General features: G+C 63.0%; 22 protein-coding genes and 1 tRNA gene. 8 read left to right on the top strand and 15 right to left on the bottom strand.

The window, feature by feature from the left end; translation table 11 throughout:
- Positions 1 to 331: OprD family outer membrane porin (locus NAO55_RS20560; RefSeq protein ID WP_256070303.1), on the top strand; the 331-nt coding region annotated here is incomplete at its 5' end.
- Between the two features lie 122 nt (positions 332 to 453).
- On the opposite strand, the gene NAO55_RS20555 is transcribed toward NAO55_RS20560, so the two are convergent.
- Together NAO55_RS20555 and NAO55_RS20550 are read right to left on the bottom strand one after the other, a co-directional pair.
- On the bottom strand, positions 454 to 615 hold the full coding sequence (locus NAO55_RS20555) for a hypothetical protein (RefSeq protein WP_014597539.1): 162 nt from the start codon (positions 613 to 615) through the stop codon (positions 454 to 456).
- Positions 616 to 780: 165 nt separating this feature from the next.
- Positions 781 to 990: a hypothetical protein gene (locus tag NAO55_RS20550; protein WP_102839705.1), complete on the bottom strand. Its 210-nt coding sequence runs from the start codon at positions 988 to 990 to the stop codon at positions 781 to 783.
- A gap of 368 nt (positions 991 to 1,358) precedes the next feature.
- Here NAO55_RS20550 and NAO55_RS20545 point away from each other — a divergent pair, with 368 nt between their 5' ends.
- From NAO55_RS20545 to NAO55_RS20535, 3 genes are read left to right on the top strand one after another with little or no spacing between them, the layout of a single operon-like run.
- Positions 1,359 to 1,841, top strand: coding sequence for a hypothetical protein (locus NAO55_RS20545; RefSeq protein ID WP_102839704.1), 483 nt, complete (start codon positions 1,359 to 1,361; stop codon positions 1,839 to 1,841).
- An 8-nt stretch (positions 1,842 to 1,849) separates the two neighbouring features.
- Complete coding sequence (locus NAO55_RS20540; protein ID WP_102839703.1) at positions 1,850 to 2,281, top strand: helix-turn-helix domain-containing protein; 432 nt, start codon at positions 1,850 to 1,852, stop codon at positions 2,279 to 2,281.
- Positions 2,256 to 2,852, top strand: a complete 597-nt coding sequence (locus NAO55_RS20535; protein WP_146030727.1) for a hypothetical protein — start codon at positions 2,256 to 2,258, stop codon at positions 2,850 to 2,852. Before NAO55_RS20540 ends, NAO55_RS20535 begins: the two co-directional genes overlap by 26 nt.
- A 240-nt stretch (positions 2,853 to 3,092) precedes the next feature.
- Here the strand turns inward: NAO55_RS20535 and NAO55_RS20530 are convergent.
- The 5 genes from NAO55_RS20530 to otsB form a co-directional block, all read right to left on the bottom strand.
- A tRNA-Met gene (locus tag NAO55_RS20530) sits at positions 3,093 to 3,169 on the bottom strand.
- Positions 3,170 to 3,374: 205 nt separating this feature from the next.
- Positions 3,375 to 4,274: a DMT family transporter gene (locus NAO55_RS20525; protein ID WP_102839702.1), complete on the bottom strand. Its 900-nt coding sequence runs from the start codon at positions 4,272 to 4,274 to the stop codon at positions 3,375 to 3,377.
- A complete protein-coding gene (can, locus tag NAO55_RS20520; RefSeq protein ID WP_102839701.1) occupies positions 4,274 to 4,918 on the bottom strand; it encodes a carbonate dehydratase in 645 nt (214 codons plus the stop codon). Before can ends, NAO55_RS20525 begins: the two co-directional genes overlap by 1 nt.
- A gap of 69 nt (positions 4,919 to 4,987) precedes the next feature.
- Positions 4,988 to 6,403: an alpha,alpha-trehalose-phosphate synthase (UDP-forming) gene (otsA, locus tag NAO55_RS20515; RefSeq protein WP_102839700.1), complete on the bottom strand. Its 1,416-nt coding sequence runs from the start codon at positions 6,401 to 6,403 to the stop codon at positions 4,988 to 4,990.
- A gap of 15 nt (positions 6,404 to 6,418) precedes the next feature.
- Positions 6,419 to 7,195, bottom strand: a complete 777-nt coding sequence (gene otsB / locus NAO55_RS20510; protein ID WP_017245613.1) for a trehalose-phosphatase — start codon at positions 7,193 to 7,195, stop codon at positions 6,419 to 6,421.
- Between the two features lie 190 nt (positions 7,196 to 7,385).
- On the opposite strand from otsB, the gene NAO55_RS20505 reads away from it, so the two are divergent.
- Positions 7,386 to 7,928 carry a hypothetical protein gene (locus tag NAO55_RS20505; RefSeq protein ID WP_102839699.1) on the top strand — a complete coding sequence of 181 codons (543 nt, stop codon included), beginning with the start codon at positions 7,386 to 7,388 and terminating at the stop codon, positions 7,926 to 7,928.
- A 376-nt stretch (positions 7,929 to 8,304) separates the two neighbouring features.
- On the opposite strand, the gene rimI is transcribed toward NAO55_RS20505, so the two are convergent.
- From rimI to NAO55_RS20480, 5 genes are all read right to left on the bottom strand, one after another.
- Entirely contained in the window at positions 8,305 to 8,757 is a 453-nt protein-coding gene (gene rimI, locus NAO55_RS20500; protein WP_102839698.1) for a ribosomal protein S18-alanine N-acetyltransferase, read from the bottom strand.
- Between the two features lie 9 nt (positions 8,758 to 8,766).
- Positions 8,767 to 9,573, bottom strand: coding sequence for an energy transducer TonB (locus tag NAO55_RS20495; protein ID WP_102839697.1), 807 nt, complete (start codon positions 9,571 to 9,573; stop codon positions 8,767 to 8,769).
- Positions 9,570 to 11,114, bottom strand: coding sequence for a 2-isopropylmalate synthase (locus tag NAO55_RS20490; protein WP_102839696.1), 1,545 nt, complete (start codon positions 11,112 to 11,114; stop codon positions 9,570 to 9,572). The genes NAO55_RS20495 and NAO55_RS20490 overlap by 4 nt, the downstream gene beginning before the upstream one ends.
- Positions 11,115 to 11,517: 403 nt before the next feature.
- Positions 11,518 to 12,759 carry a saccharopine dehydrogenase family protein gene (locus NAO55_RS20485; protein WP_102839695.1) on the bottom strand — a complete coding sequence of 414 codons (1,242 nt, stop codon included), beginning with the start codon at positions 12,757 to 12,759 and terminating at the stop codon, positions 11,518 to 11,520.
- Positions 12,760 to 12,785: 26 nt separating this feature from the next.
- On the bottom strand, positions 12,786 to 13,883 hold the full coding sequence (locus tag NAO55_RS20480; RefSeq protein ID WP_102839694.1) for a carboxynorspermidine decarboxylase: 1,098 nt from the start codon (positions 13,881 to 13,883) through the stop codon (positions 12,786 to 12,788).
- A 294-nt stretch (positions 13,884 to 14,177) separates the two neighbouring features.
- Between NAO55_RS20480 and mksB the strand changes: the two genes are divergently transcribed.
- The 3 genes from mksB (at position 14,178) to mksF (ending at position 19,006) form a co-directional block, all read left to right on the top strand.
- Entirely contained in the window at positions 14,178 to 15,419 is a 1,242-nt protein-coding gene (gene mksB / locus NAO55_RS20475) for an Mks condensin complex protein MksB (protein WP_101277015.1), read from the top strand.
- A gap of 66 nt (positions 15,420 to 15,485) precedes the next feature.
- A complete protein-coding gene (gene mksE, locus NAO55_RS20470) occupies positions 15,486 to 16,175 on the top strand; it encodes an Mks condensin complex protein MksE (RefSeq protein WP_017245619.1) in 690 nt (229 codons plus the stop codon).
- The gene (gene mksF, locus NAO55_RS20465) at positions 16,172 to 19,006 is read left to right on the top strand and encodes an Mks condensin complex protein MksF (RefSeq protein WP_102839693.1); all 2,835 of its coding nucleotides are present in this window, start codon (positions 16,172 to 16,174) and stop codon (positions 19,004 to 19,006) included. The genes mksE and mksF overlap by 4 nt, the downstream gene beginning before the upstream one ends.
- An 89-nt stretch (positions 19,007 to 19,095) precedes the next feature.
- On the opposite strand, the gene NAO55_RS20460 is transcribed toward mksF, so the two are convergent.
- Genes NAO55_RS20460 through NAO55_RS20450 form a run of 3 tightly spaced genes read right to left on the bottom strand, consistent with a single transcriptional unit; the run spans position 19,096 to position 22,664 of the window.
- Positions 19,096 to 21,405 carry a PqiB family protein gene (locus NAO55_RS20460; RefSeq protein ID WP_102839692.1) on the bottom strand — a complete coding sequence of 770 codons (2,310 nt, stop codon included), beginning with the start codon at positions 21,403 to 21,405 and terminating at the stop codon, positions 19,096 to 19,098.
- Entirely contained in the window at positions 21,398 to 22,021 is a 624-nt protein-coding gene (locus NAO55_RS20455) for a paraquat-inducible protein A (protein WP_013983823.1), read from the bottom strand. The genes NAO55_RS20460 and NAO55_RS20455 overlap by 8 nt, the downstream gene beginning before the upstream one ends.
- A complete protein-coding gene (locus tag NAO55_RS20450; protein WP_102839691.1) occupies positions 22,008 to 22,664 on the bottom strand; it encodes a paraquat-inducible protein A in 657 nt (218 codons plus the stop codon). Before NAO55_RS20450 ends, NAO55_RS20455 begins: the two co-directional genes overlap by 14 nt.
- Between the last annotated feature and the right edge of the window lie 117 nt (positions 22,665 to 22,781).

The raw sequence follows: 22,781 nt of genomic DNA, 5'->3' as shown, positions 1-22,781 counted from the left end.
TAACGCGTTGATCAACCTGCTGCAGATCAACGATTTCGGTAATCAGGACGAACGCTCCTGGCAGGTCCGTTATGACTACGACTTCGCCGCCATGCGCATTCCCGGGCTGTCTTTGATGACCCGTTACGTTTCGGGTGACAACGTCGACCGCGGCGCCGGCGCCAGCGAAGGCAAGACCTGGGAGCGCAACACCGACATCGCCTACGTCATCCAGAGCGGCCCGCTGAAGAACCTCGGCCTCAAGCTGCGCAACGCCACCACGCGAAGCAACTTCCAGAGCGACCTGGATGAGAACCGCTTCATCGTCAGCTACAGCCTGCCACTCTGGTAAGCACCACGCCGCAGCACCTCTCCTCGTTGGACTTCGCCGGGCCCCGCGCCCGGCTTTTTTCCGGGCATGAAAAAGGCGACCCTCGGGCCGCCCGTTTTCACGCTTCAGCCTAGCCTGCCGGCTCAGCTGTGCTTCGTATTACGCCGCAGAATCTCGTTCACCCGCTCGGCGGTATACACCCGCTTCGCCTCGTCGCTCGGCTTGTGCCGCACATCGAGCATCACACCCGCACTGATCGCCAACACACAAACGACCACCGAGACCGCCGTCAGAAAGGTATTCATCGCACGCCCTTACTACACAAAAGAAAACCTGCAGGCGGGGTCGCCCCGCCAAATGGCGCGATTCTGCGCCGCGCCAAAGGTAGCGTCAACGGCAAGAGAAAGCGCCACAGCCCGCTGATAATGGGGTCCTCACACGAATCTGCTCGCCAGCTATCGCCGCAGCTTTCAAGGCACCGCAATCTGCAGACTGCCCAAGGCGAACCGCACAAACACCGCCCAACCCACGGCACTGATCAGACCCAACGCCAGGTAACCCACCACAATCCCCAACGCGATCTGCTTCCACAGCCCGGCATGGGGATCACGGTTGTAAACAACCGGCTCCCCGGAATGAACATCCCGCTCGGCACGAATCTCATCGAAACGCTCACGCATGGTTAACCTCGGTAAACGAAACAGCAAACAGAAGGAACGAAAAAAGGCGGCTAGCTTTGGCCAGGCGCCTTGGGATGTCTTGTGGGTGCCGCTAGACGGGTGAGCGGAGCATTATGAATCACCGACGTAGCGCCTTGCTAAACCAGAGAGGTCCATAAAACGGGAGTTCTAGCCGTCCTCTGCACTGGTTACGCCAGTCCATCCCAAGAATCTCGACCAACGTGGTCACTACAATCCAGTGCTACGATGCTGCCAATACGCCATCAAGAGCAGGTTCGTCTTGCCTCGCGATTGAAGTGGCGTCATGCTTGAGTTAACCTGCGTGTTAAGGTGTGCGGATGAAACTAGCGAAACTGACAAGGAAGCTCATGCTTGAGAAGGCAGGGATCAATCCGTCTAGAGCTCCGATCGCAGGTGGCGGGGTCGATAAGTGGACGCCGGTCATGATCCTTTCAGGCGCGCAGAGCGTTGATAAGTCACATTTGGTTAAATCTATAACCGAGAACGTTGACGATCCCAAAAAGCGCTCATCTTATCTTCAGATGGTGGATGCCCTGTTTCGCGCCCTTACGCTAGATGACTTTACCCAGTTCTTTAAAGAATCCATTGTTACTTACAAGCCAGCCCACTCTTTTAAATATAAAGATAAAAACGAATCTCTTTATGAGTTAAAAAGAGGCAAGAAAGACAGGATATATATCTACCCCTACAACGGACGATGCGGGCGGCTTATCTTTATTCTTGAAGCATTACATAAAGACCAGCAAAACACGCCACCCGAAATAAAAGCCTATGCTGAACAGACCATAAAGCTAATTTTAGATACTAAATTGATGGGCCCCATAAATTGAGGTTTACCATGACTAATTATGAGATTGCTAGCCAAATTCAAGAAGACCTTGAAATCTTTGGACCCACTTGGCGATCTGCATTTGCCTTTGATATCAAAAGAGCAATGATTAGTAAGGGGTTGAAGAATATCGACATCGCCCAGCGACTTGATGTTTCCGAAGCCAATGTTTCTCGCATGCTTCGAGGTGATCAAAACCTCAAGATTGAAACTATGTATATGCTTGCTGCCTCTATTGGTGAAAAGCTCAACATCTGCGTTGGCGATAGATACAATGATGAAATTGGCTTCTCCGAGGTCACTGAAGATATAGATTTCGATGGTGACTCTCTAGAGTTCCGCAAGCACATGAAAAAAATGCGTGACACGGCAATGCTCGCCCCCAGGAACGAACCCATTTATATGGAGGTTGCCAATGAAGGCGCCATTGCTTTCCGTTGATAAGATTGAATTTGAAAAAATCAGTGTTGAGGTAAATCCAGAATTCGACGGAGAATACTCGTCTGAATTGAAAAAAGTTAACTTCAACTACAAAGGCTCTAGATTTTTCCGCTCGGTGAGTTTGTCTTATCCAGACGATCAACTGGCCGACCCTAGATTTTTTTCATTTACATTGAACTTGGTTCTCAGCCAAGACAATCAAAAATCAGAGATAATTCTTCCTTACAGTATTGATGTAAAAGCAACTGCTTACATGCGCTACGACGGCGAAAAGCATAAAAACGTTGAGCTTTTCAGAGCTGTACGCGCTACGGGATACGCCATTTTGTATGGCTCTATTCGTGAGATGATCTCCAATCTCACCGCTAGAGGACCTCATGGCCTTTGGATGCTTCCTGCCGCTGACTTTAATAGTGCAGCTCAAGAAGAAGCTCAGCAGGATGAGATGGATCGTCAAAAAGCCATTGCTGAACGTCAACCGTTAGATTGTTTGAGCGATAGCGTCGAGGACAAACCAAAAAGATCGAGCGCAACTAAAAAAGGTAAAGCCAGCAAGAACCCATTGGAATGAAGAAGCCCCGCCTACGCGGGGTTTCTTTTTAGATACTCCTCCGCTCACCTTTCTTGATATCACGTCGAGAAAAGGGGACAGATCTATTTTTGCGTAGGTGCCGGCCATCAAGGTGGCTGAGTGTCGTACCGGCTAGCAGCATCAACGGAGGCGGTCTGATGCTAGGCAATCTGGGCAGCGGTAGTCACCGGCCAGAAAACAAAAAAGGCGGTTAGCTTTCGCTAACCGCCTTTTTGTGTCTGGTGGCTACACCGGGACTTGAACCTGGGACATCAGCATTATGAATGCTGCGCTCTAACCAACTGAGCTATGTAGCCAAGTGGCGCGCATTATTCTCTGGTCGGTTTGGGCTGTCAACCCTGGCTCCGCAGATTTTTTATCCTTTTCAAACGGTTAGTTACGAACGGTGGGGCCGCCTAGGTCGGGCCGCGCAGGTGGGGGCGCCTAGCCCGGGCCGCCTAGGTCGGTGGCGCGCAGCCCGGGCCGCGCTGGTCGGGCAGCCCAGATCGGGATCCTACGGCCCTAGCGGAACGACGGCCGCGTGGCCAGCAGCAGGCCGGCGAAGATCAGGGCGCCGCCGATCCAGTGGAAGGTACGTAGGGCCTCGCCCAGCAGCAGCCAGCCGAGCAGCGCGGTGAACACGGGCATCAGGTACATGACCATGGCTGCCCTGCCCGCACCGACGATCCTCACCCCATGGTTCCAGCCGACGTAGGCCACCAGCGAGGCGAACACGGCGGTGTAGCCGATGGCGGCGAGGTTGCTCGGTGTGAGGGCGAAGCCCCCTACTCGGCCCAGTTCCAGTAGGTAGAACGGCAGGATCAGCGGCAGACCGAGCAGCATCAGCACGCCCAGCAGCACCAGCGGCGGCACCAGCAAGTGCCTGGCCCAGCGCCGCAGCAGCAGCGTGTAGAGCGCCCAGGCCAGCACGGCGAGCAGCATGATGAGGTCGCCGCGCTGGAACGACAGGCTGGCAAAGGTCTGCCAGCTGCCGCGACTGATCAGGTAGAGCAGCCCGCCCGCCGCCACGGCCATGCCAAACCAGGCGCGGCGCAGCGGCCATTCGCCGAGCAGGAAGCCCGCGCCGATAAAGGTGGCCAGCGGCAGGCAGGTGTTCACCAGGGTGAGGTTGATCGCCTCGGTGCTTTGCGCGGCGGTATAGAGCAGCGAGTTGTAGCTGGCGATGCCCATGGCGGCGAGCACTGGCAGGCGCCAGCCGGCGGCACGCAGGGTGGCGCGGTGCGTCCAGATGCCCTTGGCGACGAAAGGCAGCAGCAAGCTGGTGGCCAGCACCCAGCGCCAGAACGACAGGCTGAGCGGCGGGATGCTGTCATGGAAGGCGCGGCCGACCAGGGCGTTGCCGCTCCAGCAGAGCACGGCGATAAGCAGCCCGGCGAAAGCCGGGCCCTGGCGCGCACTCATCAGGCTTGGCGCGGCGGGCGCAGACGGTATTGCGAGGGCAACTGGTCGAGCCCGCTCACCGTGACGTTGAGATTCTTCCACAGGCCATCCTTGATGCCGTAGATGCAACCGTGCACGGCGAGCGGTTGGCCGCGGTGCCAGGCGTTCTGGACGATGGTGGTGTGACTGACGTTGGCGACCTGCTGGATGACGTTGAGCTCGCACAGGCGGTCGACCTGTTCGTCCTCACTGGCCAGCTTGGACAGGTGCACGTGGTGTTCGTAGTAGAGGTCGCGGATGCTGCGCAGCCAGCCGTCGATCAGGCCCAGCTGGTCGTCGCGCATGGAGGCGCGGACGCCGCCGCAGCCGTAGTGGCCGGTGACCAGGATGTGTTTGACCTTGAGCACGTCGACCGCGTACTGGATGACCGACAGGCAGTTGAGGTCGGTGTGCAGCACGACGTTGGCGACGTTGCGATGAACGAACAGGTCCCCCGGCAGCAGGCCGACGATCTCGTTGGCCGGCACCCGCGCATCGGAACAGCCGATCCACAGGTACTCCGGCGTCTGCTGGCGGGCCAGCTTCTCGAAGAAGTCCGGGTCCTCTTCCTTGATGGCTTCGGCCCAGCGGGCGTTGTTTTCGAACAGCGGCTCCAGTTCGCTCATCTCATGTGTCCCTGTGGGTCGGCTCGGCACCTTACGAGTCGCTGCGGCCTTTTGACAAGCCGCCGCGGCTCACTCGGGTTCGACCAGTTCGACCTTCTTCGCCCGCTTGGCGGCGGGCTGGGAGATGAAGGAGCGCAGATCACGCAGGAAGTTGTCGCGCCAGGCGTCCAGGTCGGCGGCGCGAATGGCGCGCATCAGGTGCTCGTAGCGATCCTTGCGTTCGGCCAGCGACATGTTCAGCGCGCGGTCGAGCGCTTCGGCCATGCCGACGCAGTCGTACGGGTTGACGATCAGCGCCGAGGTCAGTTCGCGGGCCGCGCCGGCGAAGCGCGACAGCACCAGCACGCCGGGGTCTTCCGGGTCCTGGGCGGCGACGTATTCCTTGGCGACCAGGTTCATGCCGTCGCGCAGCGGGGTGACGAAGCCGACATCGGCGGCGCGGAACAGGCCCATCAGCACACGGCGGTCGTAGCTCTTGTTCAGGTAGTGCAGCGGCGTCCAGTCGAGGTCGGACATGCGCCCGTTGAGGTGCCCGGCCTGGCTCTCCAGCTGCTCGCGGATGTGCTGGTAGGTGCGCACGTCGGAACGCGAGGTCGGCGCGATCTGCAGGAACTCGACGTTGTTGCGGTGCGCCGGGTAACGATCGAGAAATTCCTCGTAGGCGCGGAAACGCTCCACCAGGCCCTTGGAGTAGTCCAGCCGGTCGACGCTAATGATGGTCTGGCGGCGTGTGTCGGTGGCGCGGCGCATGGGATGCGCGCGGCCCTTGTAGCCTTCGGCGAGCTGCTGGATCTCGTCCGGCACCACACCGATGGGGTAGACGCCGGCGCGGAAGTTCTGCCCATAGGCGGTCAGGCTGCCGTCCGGCTCGATGACGCCACGCACCTCGCGGGTGATGTAGTCCTGAAAGGCCAGGCGGTCGGTGTCGGTCTGGAAGCCGATCAGGTCGTAGTAGCAGAGCGTCTTGAGCAGGTCGTTGTGCGGCGGGATGGCGGTGAGGATTTCCGGCGCCGGAAACGGGATGTGCAGGAAGAAGCCGATGCGGTTGCGCACGCCCAGCTGGCGGCAGGCTTCGGCGAAGGGGATCAGGTGGTAGTCGTGGATCCAGATGATGTCGTCGGGCCTGAGCAGCGGCATGAGCTTCTCGGCCAGCATGGCGTTGACCCGCCGGTAGCCGTCGTATTCCTCACGGCTGTAGCGGGCCAGGTCGATGCGGTAGTGAAAGATCGGCCACAGCGTGGCGTTGGAGAAGCCGCGGTAATACTGGTCGTAGTCACGCTTGTTCAGCGGCAGCGTGACATAGGTGATGTTGCCGACTTCCTCGGTGTTGATGGTCGGGGTCGCGCTGACCTCGCCGCTCCAGCCGAACCAGATGCCTCCGGCCTGGCGCAGGGCATCGTAGACACCGACGGCCAACCCTCCGGCAGCCACCTTGCCCGCCTTGATCGGCGCGACTCGGTTGGAAACCACTACTAAACGGCTCATGGCAAAAATCTCGCTCTAGTCTGGTTTTGTTATAGATCCGGCCGGTTCGCCGAGCTCGCTCAGCAGCTGTTCCAGCCAGCCGCCGACCGCATGCACCGATGGCAACCGCTCGCGAGCCTCGCTGGGCCCCTCGCCGACCTTGATGGAACGCCCGCCCAGCGCATTGACGGCGGCGAAACCCGCCTCGTCGGTCAGGTCATCGCCGACGAACACCGGGGTGCGGCCGGCGAATGGCACCTCCTCCATGAAGGCGCGGATGACTTCACCCTTGCTCGCCCCGCGCGGCTTGAGTTCGAACACGCACTTGCCGGGCTGCAGGCTCAGCACCTCGGCGTAGCGCTCGGCGAAATGCTCGGCGAGCTCGCGGGCGATCTGTTCCAGCTGCGGCGCCAGGCGAAAGTGCAGCGCGAAGGCGACGCCCTTGTTCTCCAGATGCAAGCCGGGGTGCTCGCTGCAGGCTTCGGCCAGCTCGCGCTGGATGCGCTCCAGCTGCCGGGCATCCAGCGCCAGGTTGCGCAACTCGCCTTCGGCATCCCGGCGCTCGGCGCCATGCACGCCGGCGGCGGGCAGTTGCAGCGGCGCCAGCAACGCATCGAGCTGTGCCAGGGGGCGCCCGGAGATCACGGCGACGGGAATCCCGTCGGCATGCAGTCGTTCCAGGGCCGCAAGGGTGGGCGGCGGAATGAAGACGAGCTCCGGGCGGGGCTGTATTTCAGCCAGCGTGCCGTCGACGTCGAAGAAGAAAGCGCAGCGCCGAGCCTCAGGCGCAGGTTGGTCGTTTTGATCGTTCATGCAGGTAGGACTCCGGATCACGCGCGGTGGTTCGTCCCATTTCGCTCGCCTGCCGGTCAGGTACTGCAGCCCGAATTCGCAGCCCATCAAGGATGGCCCCGGATGCCGGTTCCGGCCAGCGGCGCACCTGAATCTTCATCGAGCGGCCGGGTCACAACCTGCAAGACCGATGGCCTGACAGGAGACGATCATGAGCGATCAGAAACCCTATACCCCGACGGAAATCGACGACACCGAGGACCGCATGGGCTCGATGGAGCCGCTCGACTTCGACCAGCGCCGGGACGAGCGCAAGGGCCGCATCGGCGATCAGGTGCCGGCCGAGGAAATCGCCGATCAGTTCCCGCCGGAGCGCGAGGCCGAGGCCGGCATGACGGTCGGCGAAGTGCCCGGGGGCGAGACCACCATGGATGACCTGGCGCCAGAGACGCAGATTCCGGACGACGGCTCGCGCTCACCCCGCGAACGCGGCCACGGCGGCCCGGCGGATCAGGATCTGAGCGTGGTGTCCGAGCACGAGATCGGCGCAGACGTGGACCTCGACGAAGCCGAGCTGGGCCGCTACGACCCGCTGGACGGAAAACCTTGGGGCGGCCCCGCCAAGGGCGACGAGGACACCGGCCTCAGCGGTGGCGATGCGGTGCTGCGCGAGGACGACAGTGTGCTCTCCGACGACGAACTGGAAGGCGACGCCCCGCTGGATTCAGGCCGGGACAAGCGGCCGGGGGAGTGATCGGGCCGCTTGCCGCGCCTGAACGTCGGGTGGAGTCTAGTCGTAGGGTGGATGTCGATTTTTACATCCACCTTGACCTGAGCATGGTGGATCGGTGAAGCGTGATCCACCCTACGAGGACAGCAACAGTTTGAGATCGGGAACCGCGAGTCGTGGAGTCCGCTAGCTCCCAGCCCAAGCGCCGCAGCCTCGGGCCGCGCAGCAATCAGTCCAGGGGTCGTACGATTTTTACATCCACCTTCCCCAGATCACGGTGGATCGGGGAATCGTGATCCACCCTACGATCTGGCAGCTGTAGGGTGGGCTTTAGCCCACCGGAAAACGCCGCCTCATAGGCAAGCGGACTGAGCCACCGCCCGCTGGGCTGAACACACCTTCAATCCAGCAACGTGCAGGCCATCACCAGCGCATCTTCGCGGCCATCGGCCGACGGATAGTAGGCTCGGCGGCGGCCCACTTCGTTGAAGCCGTACCGCTCATAGAGGCGGTAGGCCGGCGCGTTGCTGGCGCGCACCTCGAGGAAGCATTCGCGGCCACCGCGCTCGCGGGCGCGCTGCATCAGGTGCTCCAGCAGGCGCAGGCCGAGGCCGCGGCCCTGGCTCTGCGGTTTGACAGTGATATTGAGCAGGTGCGCCTCGTCGAGGATCACGTTGATAACCCCGTGCCCGACCTGCTGCTCGCCCTCGAACATCACCCAGCACTCGTAGGCAGTCAGCGCATCGTTGAAGATGCCGCGGGTCCAGGGGTGGCTGAAGGCGGCGTATTCGATCTTCAGCACGGTTTCGATAACCGCCGCTGTCATCGGGCGAAAGCTGACTGCATCACTCATCACGCGTACTCACGAACCTATGTGCCAGCGCGGCATGCTGCGGCGCATGGCCTTCCACAGCTCGGCCTTGGCGGCCGGCTGTTCCATCAATTCTTCCAGCCCCGGCATCGCCAGGGCGCGACCCAGCCCTTCCACGGCGACCTCGCGATAGCAGTTGTCGACGTCCACTTCGCCGGCGAAGCGCAAGGCCGGCCGGCCGATCAGCCAGATGCAGTCGCAGCCCATCTGCTCCAGCTCGGCGGCCATCACACCCTGCACGTAATCGCGCGCAGCCTCGGCGCCCTGGTCAAGGCTGCCCTTGTGCAGCAGCGGCCAGCGGATCGGTTCGCCGTCGCCGACCTGCTGCGGCTTGTCCGGCAGCCTCGCGGCGCGCAGCAGGTCCTTGAGCAGGATGTAGGCCGGGTCGCGGCTCTGGAAGGATTCGCCGGTGGGCAGCTCCACCACCAGCAACACGTTGCCGGCGCGCAGCAGCTGCAGGGAGAAACGTGGCGGCGGCTCAATGGGCTTGGCTGGCTCGGCGGCGGCCTCCTCGCTCGGGCTGACGGTCGCTGCCGCCGACTTCGGCTCCGGCATGGCGATACGCGGGCGCGGTGCCGGGGTCGGTTCGACGGTCGGCGCCACGGCTGGCCGCTCGACGACCGGCGCAGCCTCGACCTCAGCCACGGGCGCGACGGCAGCCGCGGGCTCCGGCTCGGCAACCGGCGGCTGCAGCAGCTCGAGCCGCGACGGGGCAGCGAAAGGCAGTTCGGTACGTGGCAGCCAGCTGGCTACCTGCATGGCGTCGAGGTAGGCACGACGCCGGGATTCACTGATCAAACGCCCTCCACCTGCGGATGTGCCTTGGCGCCGACCTGCATCAGGTTCAGCGCGTTGAGATAAGCCTTGGCCGAGGCGACGACGATATCGGTATCGGCGCCGTTACCGTTGACGATGCGCCCGCCCTTCTCCAGCCGCACGGTCACCTCGCCCTGGGAATCGGTGCCCTGGGTGATGGCGTTGACCGAGTAAAGCTGCAGCGTGGCACCCGAGCCGGCGACCGCCTCGATGGCCTTGAAGGTGGCATCCACAGGGCCGGAGCCTTCGGCCTGGGCGCTGCGCTCTGCTCCATCGACGCTGAGCACCAGCTTGGCTTCGGGTGTGGTGCCGGTCTTGCTGGCGACTTCAAGGCTGCTCAGCTTGAAGTGCTCGGGTGCCTCATCGGCGAGGGTGTCGGAGACCAGCGCCTGCAGGTCTTCGTCGAAGATTTCATGCTTCTTGTCCGCCAGCTCCTTGAAGCGGGCAAAGGCCGCGTTCAGCTCGTCGCCTTCCAGTGCGATGCCGAGCTCCTCCAGGCGCGAACGGAACGCGGCGCGACCGGAGTGCTTGCCCATGACCATCTTGTTGGCGTTCCAGCCCACCGACTGGGCGGACATGATCTCGTAGGTCTCGCGATGCTTGAGCACGCCGTCCTGGTGGATGCCCGACTCGTGGGCGAAGGCGTTGGCGCCGACGATGGCCTTGTTCGGCTGCACCGGAAAACCGGTGATGCCCGAAACCAGGCGCGAGGCAGCGAGGATGTGCTCGGTCTCGATGCGGGTATGCACGCCGAGCAGGTCCTGACGGGTCTTGATCGCCATGACGATCTCTTCCAGCGCGGCGTTGCCGGCACGCTCGCCGAGGCCGTTGATGGTGCATTCCACCTGGCGCGCACCGGCCACCACCGCGGCCAGGGAGTTGGCCACGGCCAGACCGAGGTCGTTGTGGCAATGCACGGAGAACACCGCCTTGTCGGCATTGGGGATGCGCTCGAGCAGTTGGCGGATGGTGTCGGCGTACTGGTGCGGAATCGCGTAGCCGACGGTGTCCGGGATGTTGATGGTGCGCGCGCCAGCGTCGATGGCAGCCTCGATGATGCGGCAGAGGAAATCGATCTCCGAGCGGCCGGCGTCCTCGCAGGAAAACTCCACGTCGGCGCACAGGCTGCGCGCCTTCTTCACCGCGCGCACGGCCTGCTCCACCACCTGGTCCGGCTGCATGCGCAGCTTGTACTGCATGTGGATCGGGCTGGTGGCGATAAAGGTGTGGATGCGCCCGGAGTTGGCGCCGGCCAGCGCTTCGGCGGCACGCTCGATGTCGGCATCGACGGCGCGCGCCAGGCTGCACACGGTGCTGTCCTTGATGTTGTCGGCGACCAGCTTCACCGCGGCGAAATCGCCGGGGCTGGCGATGGCGAAGCCTGCCTCGATCACGTCTACCTTCAGCCGCTCCAGCGCCCGGGCGATGCGCAGCTTTTCCTCACCGGTCATGGACGCACCGGGGCTCTGCTCGCCGTCGCGCAGGGTGGTATCGAAGATGATGACGCGATCGTTGCTGCTCATAGGACTGTCCTCACGGCTGCCGAGCGCCTCTCGGAGGGCGCTGTAGTCCATGGATTGTCGCGTGAAATGGACGGGGCGGGAAGGCGCAGCTGCGTTTGGCGTGGGTTGTCGTCGCGTAGGGTGGAAAACGCCGACGGCTTTCCCACCGCGGGGGAGCGTTGGTGGAAAACGCTTCGCGGTTTTCCACCCTACGCCAGAAAACACAAAGCCCGCCTTTAGGCGGGCTTTGGGCTGATCGAGCGAGCTAGAGCCATGCAAGGCAAAAACAGGCGAGGAAGCGGAGTTTACTGCTGTAAATGAGCATGACTCGCTCCGCTCGCCCTTCGGGCCGGCCTAAAGGCCGTTCGGTGGCAAGCCACCGTCCGAGCCTGTTTTTAACGCAGCAGGGCCGACGCGCAGCCGATCAAGCCTGATCCCAGGGGCGGTCGCCGCGCTCGTCCTTGATCCGAGTGGGCAGGCCCATCACGTCGAGCAGCTTGAGGAACGGCTGGGCCGGCAGTTCTTCGACGTTGACCATGCGCTTGGCATCCCACTCGCCACGGGCGATCAGCAGCGCGGCGGCGACCGGCGGCACGCCGGCGGTGTAGGAGATGCCCTGGCTGTCCGTCTCGGCGTAGGCCTCTTCATGGTCGGCCACGTTGTAGATGAACAGCTCGCGCGGCTGGCCATCCTTGGTGCCCTTGACCAGGTCGCCGATGCAGGTCTTGCCGGTGTAGCCCGGCGCCAGCGAGGCGGGATCAGGCAATACGGCCTTGACCACCTTGAGCGGGACCACTTCCAGGCCCTCGGCGGTGCGCACCGGCTGCTCGGAGAGCAGGCCGAGGTTCTTCAGCACGGTGAAGACGTTGATGTAATGCTCGCCGAAGCTCATCCAGAAACGGATGTTCGGCACGTCGAGGTGCTTGGAGAGCGAGTGCACCTCATCATGACCGGTCAGGTAGAGGCTCTGTTCGCCCACGACCGGCAGGTCGTCGGTGCGTTTGACCTCGAACATGCGGTTGGTCGTCCACTGGCCGTTCTGCCAGCTGTAAACCTGCCCGGTGAATTCGCGGAAATTGATTTCCGGGTCGAAATTGGTGGCGAAATACTTGCCGTGGGAACCGGCGTTGACGTCGAGGATGTCGATCGACTCGATCTTGTCGAAGTATTCCTGTTGGGCCAGAGCGGCGTAGGCGTTGACCACGCCCGGGTCGAAGCCGGCACCGAGGATGGCGGTGATGCCCTTTTCCTGGCATTCGGCCAGGTGCTTCCACTCGTAGTTGCCGTACCACGGCGGCGTTTCGCAGATCTTGCCCGGCTCTTCGTGGATCGCGGTATCGAGATACGCGGCGCCGGTGTCGATGCAGGCGCGCAGCACGGACATGTTGAGGAAGGCAGAGCCGACATTGATGACGATCTGCGATTCGGTTTCACGAATAAGTGCCTTGGTCGCTTCCACGTCCATGGCGTCCAGCGCATAGGCCTTGATCTCGCCGGGCTGCTTCAGCCCGCCCTTGGCTTGCACGCTGTCGATGATGGCCTGGCATTTGGAGATGTTGCGCGACGCGATAGCAATACGACCGAGTTCGTCGTTGTGCTGCGCGCACTTATGGGCCACCACCTTGGCGACACCTCCTGCACCAATGATAAGAACGTTTTTCTTCAATTGTTTCACCCCCTTGTACTGCGGCCTCAGGAAAGGCTGGACAGGTAATCGTTAAAGTCGAACTCACGAACCACCTCGACGCTGCCGTCGAGCTGCTTTACCACGATGGACGGCATTTTCAGACCGTTGAACCAGTTTTTCTTGACCATGGTGTAGCCTGCCGCGTCGATGAACGACAGCCGATCGCCGATGGCCAGCGGACGATCGAATTGGTACTCGCCGAAGATATCGCCGGCCAGACAGCTCTTTCCGCACACCATGTAGCTGTGCTCGCCGTCGTTGGGCGCCATCTTGGCGTTGAGACGGTAGATCAGCAGGTCGAGCATGTGCGCCTCGATGGAGCTGTCGACCACCGCAAGGTTCTTGCCGTTGTACAGGGTGTCGAGCACCGTCACTTCCAGCGAGGCGCTCATGGTGATCGCCGCTTCGCCGGGCTCCAGGTAGACCTGCACGCCGAATTTTTCCGAGAAGTCCTTCAGCCGCGCACAGAAGGCATCGAGCGGATAGCCTTCGCCGGTGAAGTGGATACCACCGCCGAGGCTGACCCACTCGACCTGCTCCAGCAGATGGCCGAAGCGCTCCTCGATGGTGGTCAGCATCTGGTCGAACAGCTCGAAGCTCGAGTTCTCGCAGTTGTTGTGGAACATGAAGCCACTGATCTTGCCCATCACCTTTTCGATCTTGGCTGGGTCCCATTCGCCCAGACGGCTGAACGGCCGCGCCGGGTCGGCCAGCAGGTAGTCCGAGCTGCTCACCTGCGGATTGACGCGCAGGCCGCGGATGGTGCCCTCGGTGCGTTCAGCAAAGCGCTCCAGCTGGCCGATGGAGTTGAAGATGATCTTGTCGCAGTTGGCGACCATCTCTTCGATCTCGTCATCGGCCCAGGCCACGCTGTAGGCGTGGGTCTCGCCGGCGAACTTCTGCCGGCCGAGCTTGAGCTCGTACAGCGATGACGAAGTGGTGCCGTCCATGTACTGCTGCATGAGGTCGAACACCGACCAGGTGGCGAAGCACTTGAGTGCCAGCAGCGCCTTGGCGCCGGACTGCTCACGCACGTAGGCGATCTTTTCCAGATTGCCCAGGAGCTTTTGTTTGTCGATGAGGTAATACGGCGTCTTGATCATCTGTTCGTGCCCCGAGGGAGTTGCCGGCTGAACCGGCAGCCCGCATTCGCAAAAAGGGCGAATTGTGCCGTTAACCGACGGAGATCGAAATAGCACTTCGACACTTCGTCATCTTTGGTGACGTTCGGCGCGCTCCTCCAGCCCGCCGACCCCGGCCAGCCTAACCTGGCGGTGATGACGCAAAGGTGACCTTCGCGACGCGCTTGGGCAAAACGCCCGATTGTCTGCCCAGCCATCACAGGGGTGCCGATGCAGTACAATCGGCGCTTTTTCATTGGCTGGACTGGCGCCACGATGATCGAACCCAAGCGCGTACTGCGTGCCCTCGCCGAACACTGGACGTTGCTCGAGCCGCTGTGCGAGCGTTTCGACGCCGGCACCCTGAGCCTGGTGGAGTTGCGCCATCAGCTCGCCGCACAGCTGCCCGAAGGCACGCCCACCGACATCACCGCCCTGCTCGACCAGTGGATCCGCCTGGACATCCTGGTGCCGGTGGCCAAGAGCCCCAACCGCTTCGAGCTGAACGCGCAGATCCACGACTTCCTCGCCTACCTGCGCCGCGAACACCGCCTCGGCCTGTGCCTGGAGATCGAGGCCTATTTGCGCCACCTAGAGCGCCTGGCCGGGCATATCCTCGATGCCTTCGAGATTCGCGACGGCAACGACCTGGCCCGCCAGCTGCGCCTGCTCGACATGCGCGTACGCGATGTCTTGAAGAAGCTCGACAATGACGAGCAGGCGCTGGTTGCGGTGGCCGACCGGGCCAAGACCAGCGACCGCCAGATCCCGCTGCGCCAGCGCTATGCCGAGGTGCTGGCGACCTGGGACGAGTACGTCGAGCCAATGATCCAGCTGGTTTCCGCCGACGGTGCCTTCGAGCAGGGCGTGCACCGCGTCGAGCAGGTGCTGATGAAACTGCTCGGCGAGCAACAGCGCCTCGGCCAGTTGGTGGACGACGACCTCCTGCTGCGCACCCATGCGCGCATCCTGGAAATGCAGACCACCGCCCAGCTGACCCTGCGTAAGGCCCGCGAGCTGCTGCTGCCGCTGCGCGAGGAAGCGCGTCGGCACAATGCGGTGACCCGCGGCGCGGCACTGGCACTGTCGGCGATCCGCAAGAAGGGCCTGGACGCCGTACCACAGGCCTCGCTGCCGCTGTTCACCCGTCCCCAGAGCACCTTTCTCGGCACCGCCAGCCAGGTCGAGGCCTACGTCTACGCCCTGGCCCGCTTCGAGCCGAAGCCGGCGCAGTTCCCGCGGGCCAGCGGCAAGCGCAAGGGCGAGCAGCCGCGCGCACCGCGCACCGCGCGGGAGATGATCGAGCGTTGCCAGCAGGCACTGCCGCTGCCGGACCTGATGGCCTGGCTGCTGGAGCAGGAACCCGAGGGCGCCACCGACGAGCTGCTCTACTGGTTTTCGCGCCTGTCCCGCGATAGCCGCTTCCAGCGCGATCGCCTGGAGCGCCGCGAGTACCTGACCCGCGAACACCGCGTCAGCCTCAGCTCCTTTGCGCTGGTGGCCAATGCCAATGGCTGACTCCTACGTAGGGTGGACACCGCGCAGCTTGTCCACCATCACCCCGACGATATCCGAGCGACCTGAATGAACATCGACCTCAAGGAAATGACCCAGCTGGCGCCGATCTTCCGCGAGCTGTTCAAGGGCTATCACCTGTCGCGCAGCGAGCCGGAGCCCTACGCGCAGCTGTCGAACATGCAGGACCAGTACCGCGCACTGTTCAAAGCGCTCGGCTTCGAGCTGGTCTGCGATCCGCGCGGCTTCTACTACTTCGTCCCGGAGCAGATGGGCGCGCAGGTGAACAAGACCGCCCAGCGCCTGGCGCTGTTCACCTTCATCCTCGTCGAGCACCTGGCCGACCAGGGGCGCGACCCGCTGGCCGTGCTCGATGGTGGCAGCCTCGGTCGCGATGAACTGCCGGCGTTGCTGGACAAGTACCGCGACCTGTTTCTGCAGGCCGAAGTCACCACCCAGGAAGAGCTGGAAGAAAAGGTCATCCGCCGCCTGACGCAGCTGGGCTTCGCCGAGGACAGCAACGGCGTCTACCGCTTCCTGCCGCCGATGCACCGCTTCCTCGACGTCTGCCTGTCGGTGCAGCAGGACCGCGATCTGGCCGCCAGCCTGCACAGCAGCGACCTGCCGCTGCCCGCCCCGGAGCTGATCGCCGAGGACGAGGGCGAGGACGACATCATCCTCATCGAGGAAGCGGCCGAAGAATCGGAAGAAGAAGCCTTGGCGCGCGCCATCGCCGAAGAAAAGGAGCTTGAAGCATGAGCCAGGAACGCTACGGCATCCGCCGCTTCGCCCTGCTGAACACCGCCGGCTACAGCCTCGGCATCTTTCCGCTGGAAAACCCGCTGTCGGTCTACGGCGCCAACAACCTCGGCAAGTCCGCGTCGATCAACGCGCTGCAGTTCCCGATCCTGGCGCGCATGTCGGACATGAGCTTCGGCAAGTACAGCCTCGAGCAGTCGCGCAAGTTCTACTTCGCCTCGGACACCAGCTACATCCTCGTCGAAGTCATGCTGCCCCACGGCCCGCATGTGATCGGCGTGGCCGGCCGCGGACCGGGCGGCGGCTTCGGCCACCAGTTCTTCGTCTACCAGGGCTCGCTGGACCTCGACCATTACCAGCAGAACGGCACCTGCCTGCGCCAGCGCGAGCTGTTCGCCAACCTCGAACGCGCCGGCATCAAGGCCTACGAGGCCAAGCCGGACGAGCTGCGCCGGCTACTGGTCGGCGGGCATACCTCGATCCCGCTGGACATGACGCTGATCCCGCTGCGCTCGACCAGCGAGCAGAGCCTGAAGACCTTCCGCGCACTGTTCATCAACCTGCTGCATATGCGCGAGATCACCGCAGCGAAATTGAAGCAGCTGTTCCTCGATGCCTTCGAGCACAGCCTGCGCTCGGGCAGCGTCGACTATATCGCCGCCACCGAAGAAGCCTTCCGCGACGTGCGCCGCATGGAGCAGGACTACCAGGCACTGGTCGCCGCCGGCCCCCTGGTCGAGGCGCTGGCCGCCGGTGTCGCCCAGCGCGAGCTGCTGCGCGGCAAGCTGCATCGCCTGTCGCCGCTGCTCGACAACTTGCTCGGCACCTGGCACGACTACGCCGATGCACGCAAGGAAGAGCTAGTGATCCAGGCCGAGCACTACCGTCGCGAGCAGGACGGCCTGCAGAACGAACAGCGCGGTTCGACTGGCGAACTGATGCGTCTGGAACGCGAGATCAGCGAAATCCAGCGCTGGCTGGGCGAGCTGGCGGTGCTGAAGAACCGCTTTGCCCTGATCGAGGATGCCCATGTGCTGGAGCAGCAGCTGCTCGCCGCCAAGGACGCCCATGACGAGCTGGCCGGTGCGCTGGCGCAGTCCCGTCAGTTCTCCAGCGAGGACCTGGACGAGCGCCTGCGTGATCTGGAAAAACGCCTGAAGTCGGTCCGGCAACAGCTCGACCATGCCGACAACAACAGCTACTCGCGTTTGCGCGAGGAGTTCTCCCAGGCCGATGTGGATCGCCTGATGCGCCTGTTCAACGGCCAGCTGTTCAGCCTGCCGCTGGGTGAAAAAGGCATCAGCGCCGAGGGCGACGACTGGGTCAAGGCCGTGGAAGCGGTGCTGGATCGTTTCAAGGGCGACACCTTCTCGGTGCCGGGCCTGTCCATCGATCTCTCGCATATCGAGCCACCGGCGCTGCAGGCCCTGGCCGACCGCGCTGCCCTGCGCGACCAGAAGGATCGCCTGGACCGCGAACTCAAGCAGCTCAAGACCCAGCATGCGGTGGCCGTCGACCGCGCCGCGAGCAAGGCCCAGGCCGAGGCGCTGTATCAGGCCGTGCTGGATGCGCAGAAAGCACTGGAAGACTTCCGCCGCAGCCAGACCCTGGCCGCCGAGGAGCCGGCGAAGCTGGAACAGCTGGCCCAGGCCGAGGCCGCCCAGGAAGAACTCAAGCGCACCAGTGACGCCTTCGCCGAGCGCGTACAGCACCTGTCCGCCAAGCTGCAGCTGGTCGGCCGTCAGCTGGCGGATCTGGAAGCCAAGGAGCGCACGCTGGAAGACGCCCTGCGCCGCCGCCAGCTGCTACCGGCGGATCTGCCGTTTGGTACGCCTTACATGGACCCGGTGGACGACTCGCTGGACAACCTGCTGCCGCTGCTCAACGACTACCAGGACAGCTGGCAGGCGCTGCAGCGCGTCGACGGTCAGATCGAGGCGCTGTATGCCCAGGTGCGCCTGAAGGGCGTGGCCAAGTTCGACAGCGAGGAAGATCCCGAGCGTCGCCTGCAGCTGCTGGTCAACGCCTACGCCCACCGTCAGGACGAGGCGCTGACCCTGGCCAAGGCACGCCGTGCCGCCGTCACCGACATCGCCCGAACGCTGCGCAACATCCGCAGCGACTACGAGAGCCTGGAACACCAGCTCGCGCTGTTCAACCGCGAGATCAACAAGCGCCAGGTCTCGAACCTCGAAAGTTTCCGCATCGTGCTGGCACCAAACAAGGACGCGCTCAGGCATATCGATCAGATCATCCACAGCGCCGGTCAGTACGAAGAGGGCGAGACGCTGTCGGTGTTCGACCTGTCGCAGTCGGCCGAGCAGGACGCGAAGAATGAAGAAGCCAAGGAGTATCTGGCGCGGCTGGTGGCGGCGAACAACAACCAGCTGGGTTTGAAAGACCTCTTCGAGCTAGCGTTCGAGATCACCAAGGTCGGCGGCCAGCCAGTGATTCATACCGACATCGACGGTGCGGCGTCCAACGGCACCACCATGACCATCAAGGCGCTGACCAACATGTACCTGTTGCTGCACCTGATGGATCGCGAGCAGGCCGGACGCATCCGCCTGCCCTACTACCTCGACGAGGCGGCGGACATCGACGAGCGCAACCAGCAGGCGCTGATCGAAACCAGCCTGCAGCTCGGCTTCGTGCCGATCCTCGCATCGGTCAAGCCGCAGGTCTCGGCCCATGTCGCGATCGACCTGGAAGGCGGCAGCGGGCCGGCCGGCATCTACATCGACGAGGCGGACTGGAAATACATCAGCCGCCGCGAACCGGTCGCCAGCCAGACCACTGCTTCAGCCCAACGGACCGAAGAGCCGGCCTGATCTCCCGCAACGAAAAAGGGCCCCGAGGGGCCCTTTTCATGCGTGCGTAGGGTGGGCTTCAGCCCACCAATAACGTACCGGATCGATCGTCACTTGCCACTGGCCGCTCGCCCCAGCTCGATCTTCGGCGCCCAGCCGAACCACTCGTCCTGCGGTTCCTTGAACAGCGCGAAGGTCTGTCCCGGCAGCGCCCTGCGTCCCATCTGCTCGCCCTCCGGCGTGGCGAAGGCGACGCCGCCCTCGAGCAGCGACTCCAGCGAATCGGTGCGCAGGCTGGCACCTTTGAACAGACTGAAATCCACACCGAAGCCGCTGGTCTCCCAGAAGCGGGTGCCGGTGTGCACCAAGGGCGCGTAGCGCGGCTCGATGACGACGCGGATCAGTACGCGATCGGCGTTCTGCCCCAGCTCATAACCGGTGACCTCACCGACTTTCACCTCGCGGTAGGTCACCGCGTTACCCGGCTTGATCGAACCCAGCCGGGCCGCGCTGAGCACGAGGCTCAACCCTTCACCAGCCTTCTGTGGCTCCCGCTCCTGGCCGGTGAAACGCGTTTGCACACTCGCATCCGCCTTGCCCGGTGCCACCTCCAGGTAGGGGCCGCTGACCAGCGTATCCAGATTCGCCGTACGCATGATGCCAAGCTCCGGCCGAACGACCCAGAACTGGGTGCCGGCGCGGGTGATGCGCGACTCCGCTGCGGTGATGCGGGCACGCAGCACGACACTCTGCAGGTCATCGCTCAGCGTGACAGTGTCCACCTGGCCCACGGCCAGCCCCTTGTAGCGAATGGGCGTACCGGCACTCAGTCCATCGCCACGCGCCAGACGGATCTCGATCGGCGTCCCGCGCTGGATTGCACTGTCTCTGTCCTTGTGCAATACGAAGCGCGGCACCTTCCTCGTCCCGGCGGCCTGCGGATCGGGCGTCTCGAAGGCGATACCGCCGGCAAGCAGGCTCTGCAGCGACTCGCTGCGCACCTCGATTCCGGACAAACCGCCGCTCAGCGAGATGCCGCTGGCATTCCAGAACCGGCTCGAGCTGTTCACCAGGTTGGCGTACGGCTGTTCGATATGCACTCCCACCACTACCTTCTGCTGGTCGCGAGAGAACTGGTAGCTCTGTACCGACCCCACCCGGACCTGCCGGTAGAGCACGGGACTGCCAACGTCCAGCGAGCCCAGACTGTCAGTCGTGAGCACCAGATGCAGCCCCGGGGCGCGAATGTCCAGCGGCGGCGCCTTGGGGCGGGCGACGAACTCGCGCTTGGGCGAGCCACCTTTCTCGCCGGGCCGAACGGCGATGAAGTTGCCTTTCACCAACGCTTCGAGGCCGGTGATGCCGCCCAGCGAGATGGACGGCTTGACCACCCAGAAATCGGTGTCCTCGACCAGGTAGTCCTCGAACAGCGGGTCGACCGAAAGCTCGGCGCGCGCACCCTTGAGGTCCGAGTCGATATCCAGCTTTTTCAGCAGACCAACCTGCATGCCGTTGTACATCACCGGCGTGCGTCCGGCCTGCAGCCCATCGAAATCCTGCAGCGCGACCACTGCCTTGATCCCCGCCTGGGCTGCGTCGAAATCCTCGTAGAGACGGAACGGGATGTTCGGGTCGGTGGCCGGGCTGTCCTTGCGGTGCGCGGGCGTGGCGAAGGCGATACCCCCGGCGACGATACTGGCCAGGGACTCGGTACGGAACTTCACGCCGGTCAGCCCAGCGTCGACGGTGACGCCGCTGGCGTTCCAGAAACGGGTGTGCTTGCGCACCAGGTGCGCATACTCCGGCTGGATATAGAGCTGCACCTCCACGGTGCTGTCATCCTCGGCGAGCACATAGTTCTTCACCTGCCCCACCTGGATCTGCCGGTAGAACACCGGGCTGCCACGATTCAGCGAGCCGAGGCGCTCGGCCTTGAGTGTCAGGTGCAGGCCGATGCGACTGTCGGACATCGGCGGTTCTTCCGCCAGCGCGACGAAACGCTTGGTCGGCTCGCCATCGGCTGGGCTCATACCGATGTAGTTGCCCGACACCAGCGTCTCCAGCCCGGTGATCCCGGCCAGTGTGACGCTGGGCTTGACCAGCCAGAAGCGCGTGCCGCTTCGCAGATAGCCGTCGACATCCTTGTTCATTTCGATATCGGCGACCACGACCTGCCGACGGTCGTCATCTTCCAGCCGCAGGTCGCGTACGACACCGATCGTCATGCCCTTGTAGAGCACGGACGTCTTGTTGATTTCGATGCCTTCGGCGCTGTCGAACACCACCTCTATATGGATGCCGCGTTCGCTATACGCCTGCCAGGCCAGCCAGGCGCCGATGGCCAGCGCGATCAGCGGCAGAATCCAGATGGCCGACCAGCTGGAGGCCGGACGTGTATTGGCTTGTGGCAGGTCAGTCATGCTTGTTCCCGGCTTCCGTGTTATCCCAGATCAGACGTGGGTCGAATGTGATGGCTGCGAGCATGGTCAGGATGACCACGCTAGCGAAGGCGACGGCGCCGAATCCCGCTTCGACGCTGGCGAGACTGCCAAAATTGACGATCGCCACCAGAATGGCGATGACGAAGATGTCGAGCATGGACCAGCGCCCGATCCATTCGATGAATCGGAACACCAGAATGCGCTGTCGCGGCGACATCGGGTGATGCCTTTGTACCGAAATCAGCAACATGGCGATCCCGACCAGCTTGAACGTCGGTACCAGAATGCTGGCGATGAACACCACCGCCGCAATCGGAAACATGCCGTGCTTGGCCAGCGTGACCACGCCGGACATGATGGTGTCGGGCGTCCCGCTACCGAGCATGCGCACCGTCATGATGGGCAGCAGGTTCGCCGGCAGGTAGAGCAATGCTGCGGTGATCAGCAAGGCCCAGGTGCGCGCGATGCTGTTGGGCCTGCGCATGTGCACACGCGCCCCGCAGCGGCTGCAATGCTGATGTTCGATACCTGGCGTGGCGCGATTCAACTGGTGGCATTCGTGGCAGACCATCAGCCCGGCGTCAGCGGCGCGCATCGTCAGGCTCCGATAACGCTTCCCATACCTGATGTGGTGACATCACCAACTCCAGCCACACCTGCACCACCAGGAGCCCGGCAAAGCAGGCCAGGCCGACACCAAGGCTTAGCTCCGCCATGTCACGCAGCTTGATGATGGAAACCAGGATTCCGAGCAGATAGACCTCGAGCATCCCCCACTCGCGCAGATGGTGATAGAACCGGTAGAGCAGCAGCCCCAAGGGCTTGGCACGATCGATGGCGATGCAGAGCAACACGGCGAGCTGGCACAGCAGCTTCATCAGCGGCACCGCCATGCTGCAAAGGAACACCACCACGGCGATGCCCTGCATGCCGCTGTTGTACAGGCTCAACACCCCACTCCAGACCGTATCGTGGGTGACTCTGCCAAGCAGGTTCAACTGCATGATCGGCAGGAAGTTCGCGGGAAAGTAGAGCAACAGAGCCGCCAGCACCAATGCCAATCCCGGTCCGACGATGCGATGACGCAGGCGAAACAACTCACAACCACAGCGAGGGCATTCGGCCACCTCGCCAAGGTGAAGCGTCGGCTTTGCCATCAACAGATCACATTCCGGGCAGCCTACGAGCTGCTCGATCGGAAGCTCTTCAAGTCTTGCACTAGCAGCCGATTCCGGCATGAGGAATATCCGAGCAAAGCGCTTATCTTAAACGAGCCATACCCGCAGCGTTGAGTAGCCAGCCAAAAGGCAGGCTGACTCGATCTGGTTCGAGCCTTCTCCTCAAGCTTTTTCTCT

It is taken from the genome of Stutzerimonas frequens (genome assembly GCF_024448335.1).
In the GTDB taxonomy this organism is placed as follows: Bacteria; Pseudomonadota; Gammaproteobacteria; order Pseudomonadales; family Pseudomonadaceae; genus Stutzerimonas; species Stutzerimonas frequens.
The sequence above is the reverse complement of the archived record's forward strand: the minus strand, read 5'-3'. Positions and strand labels throughout refer to the sequence as shown.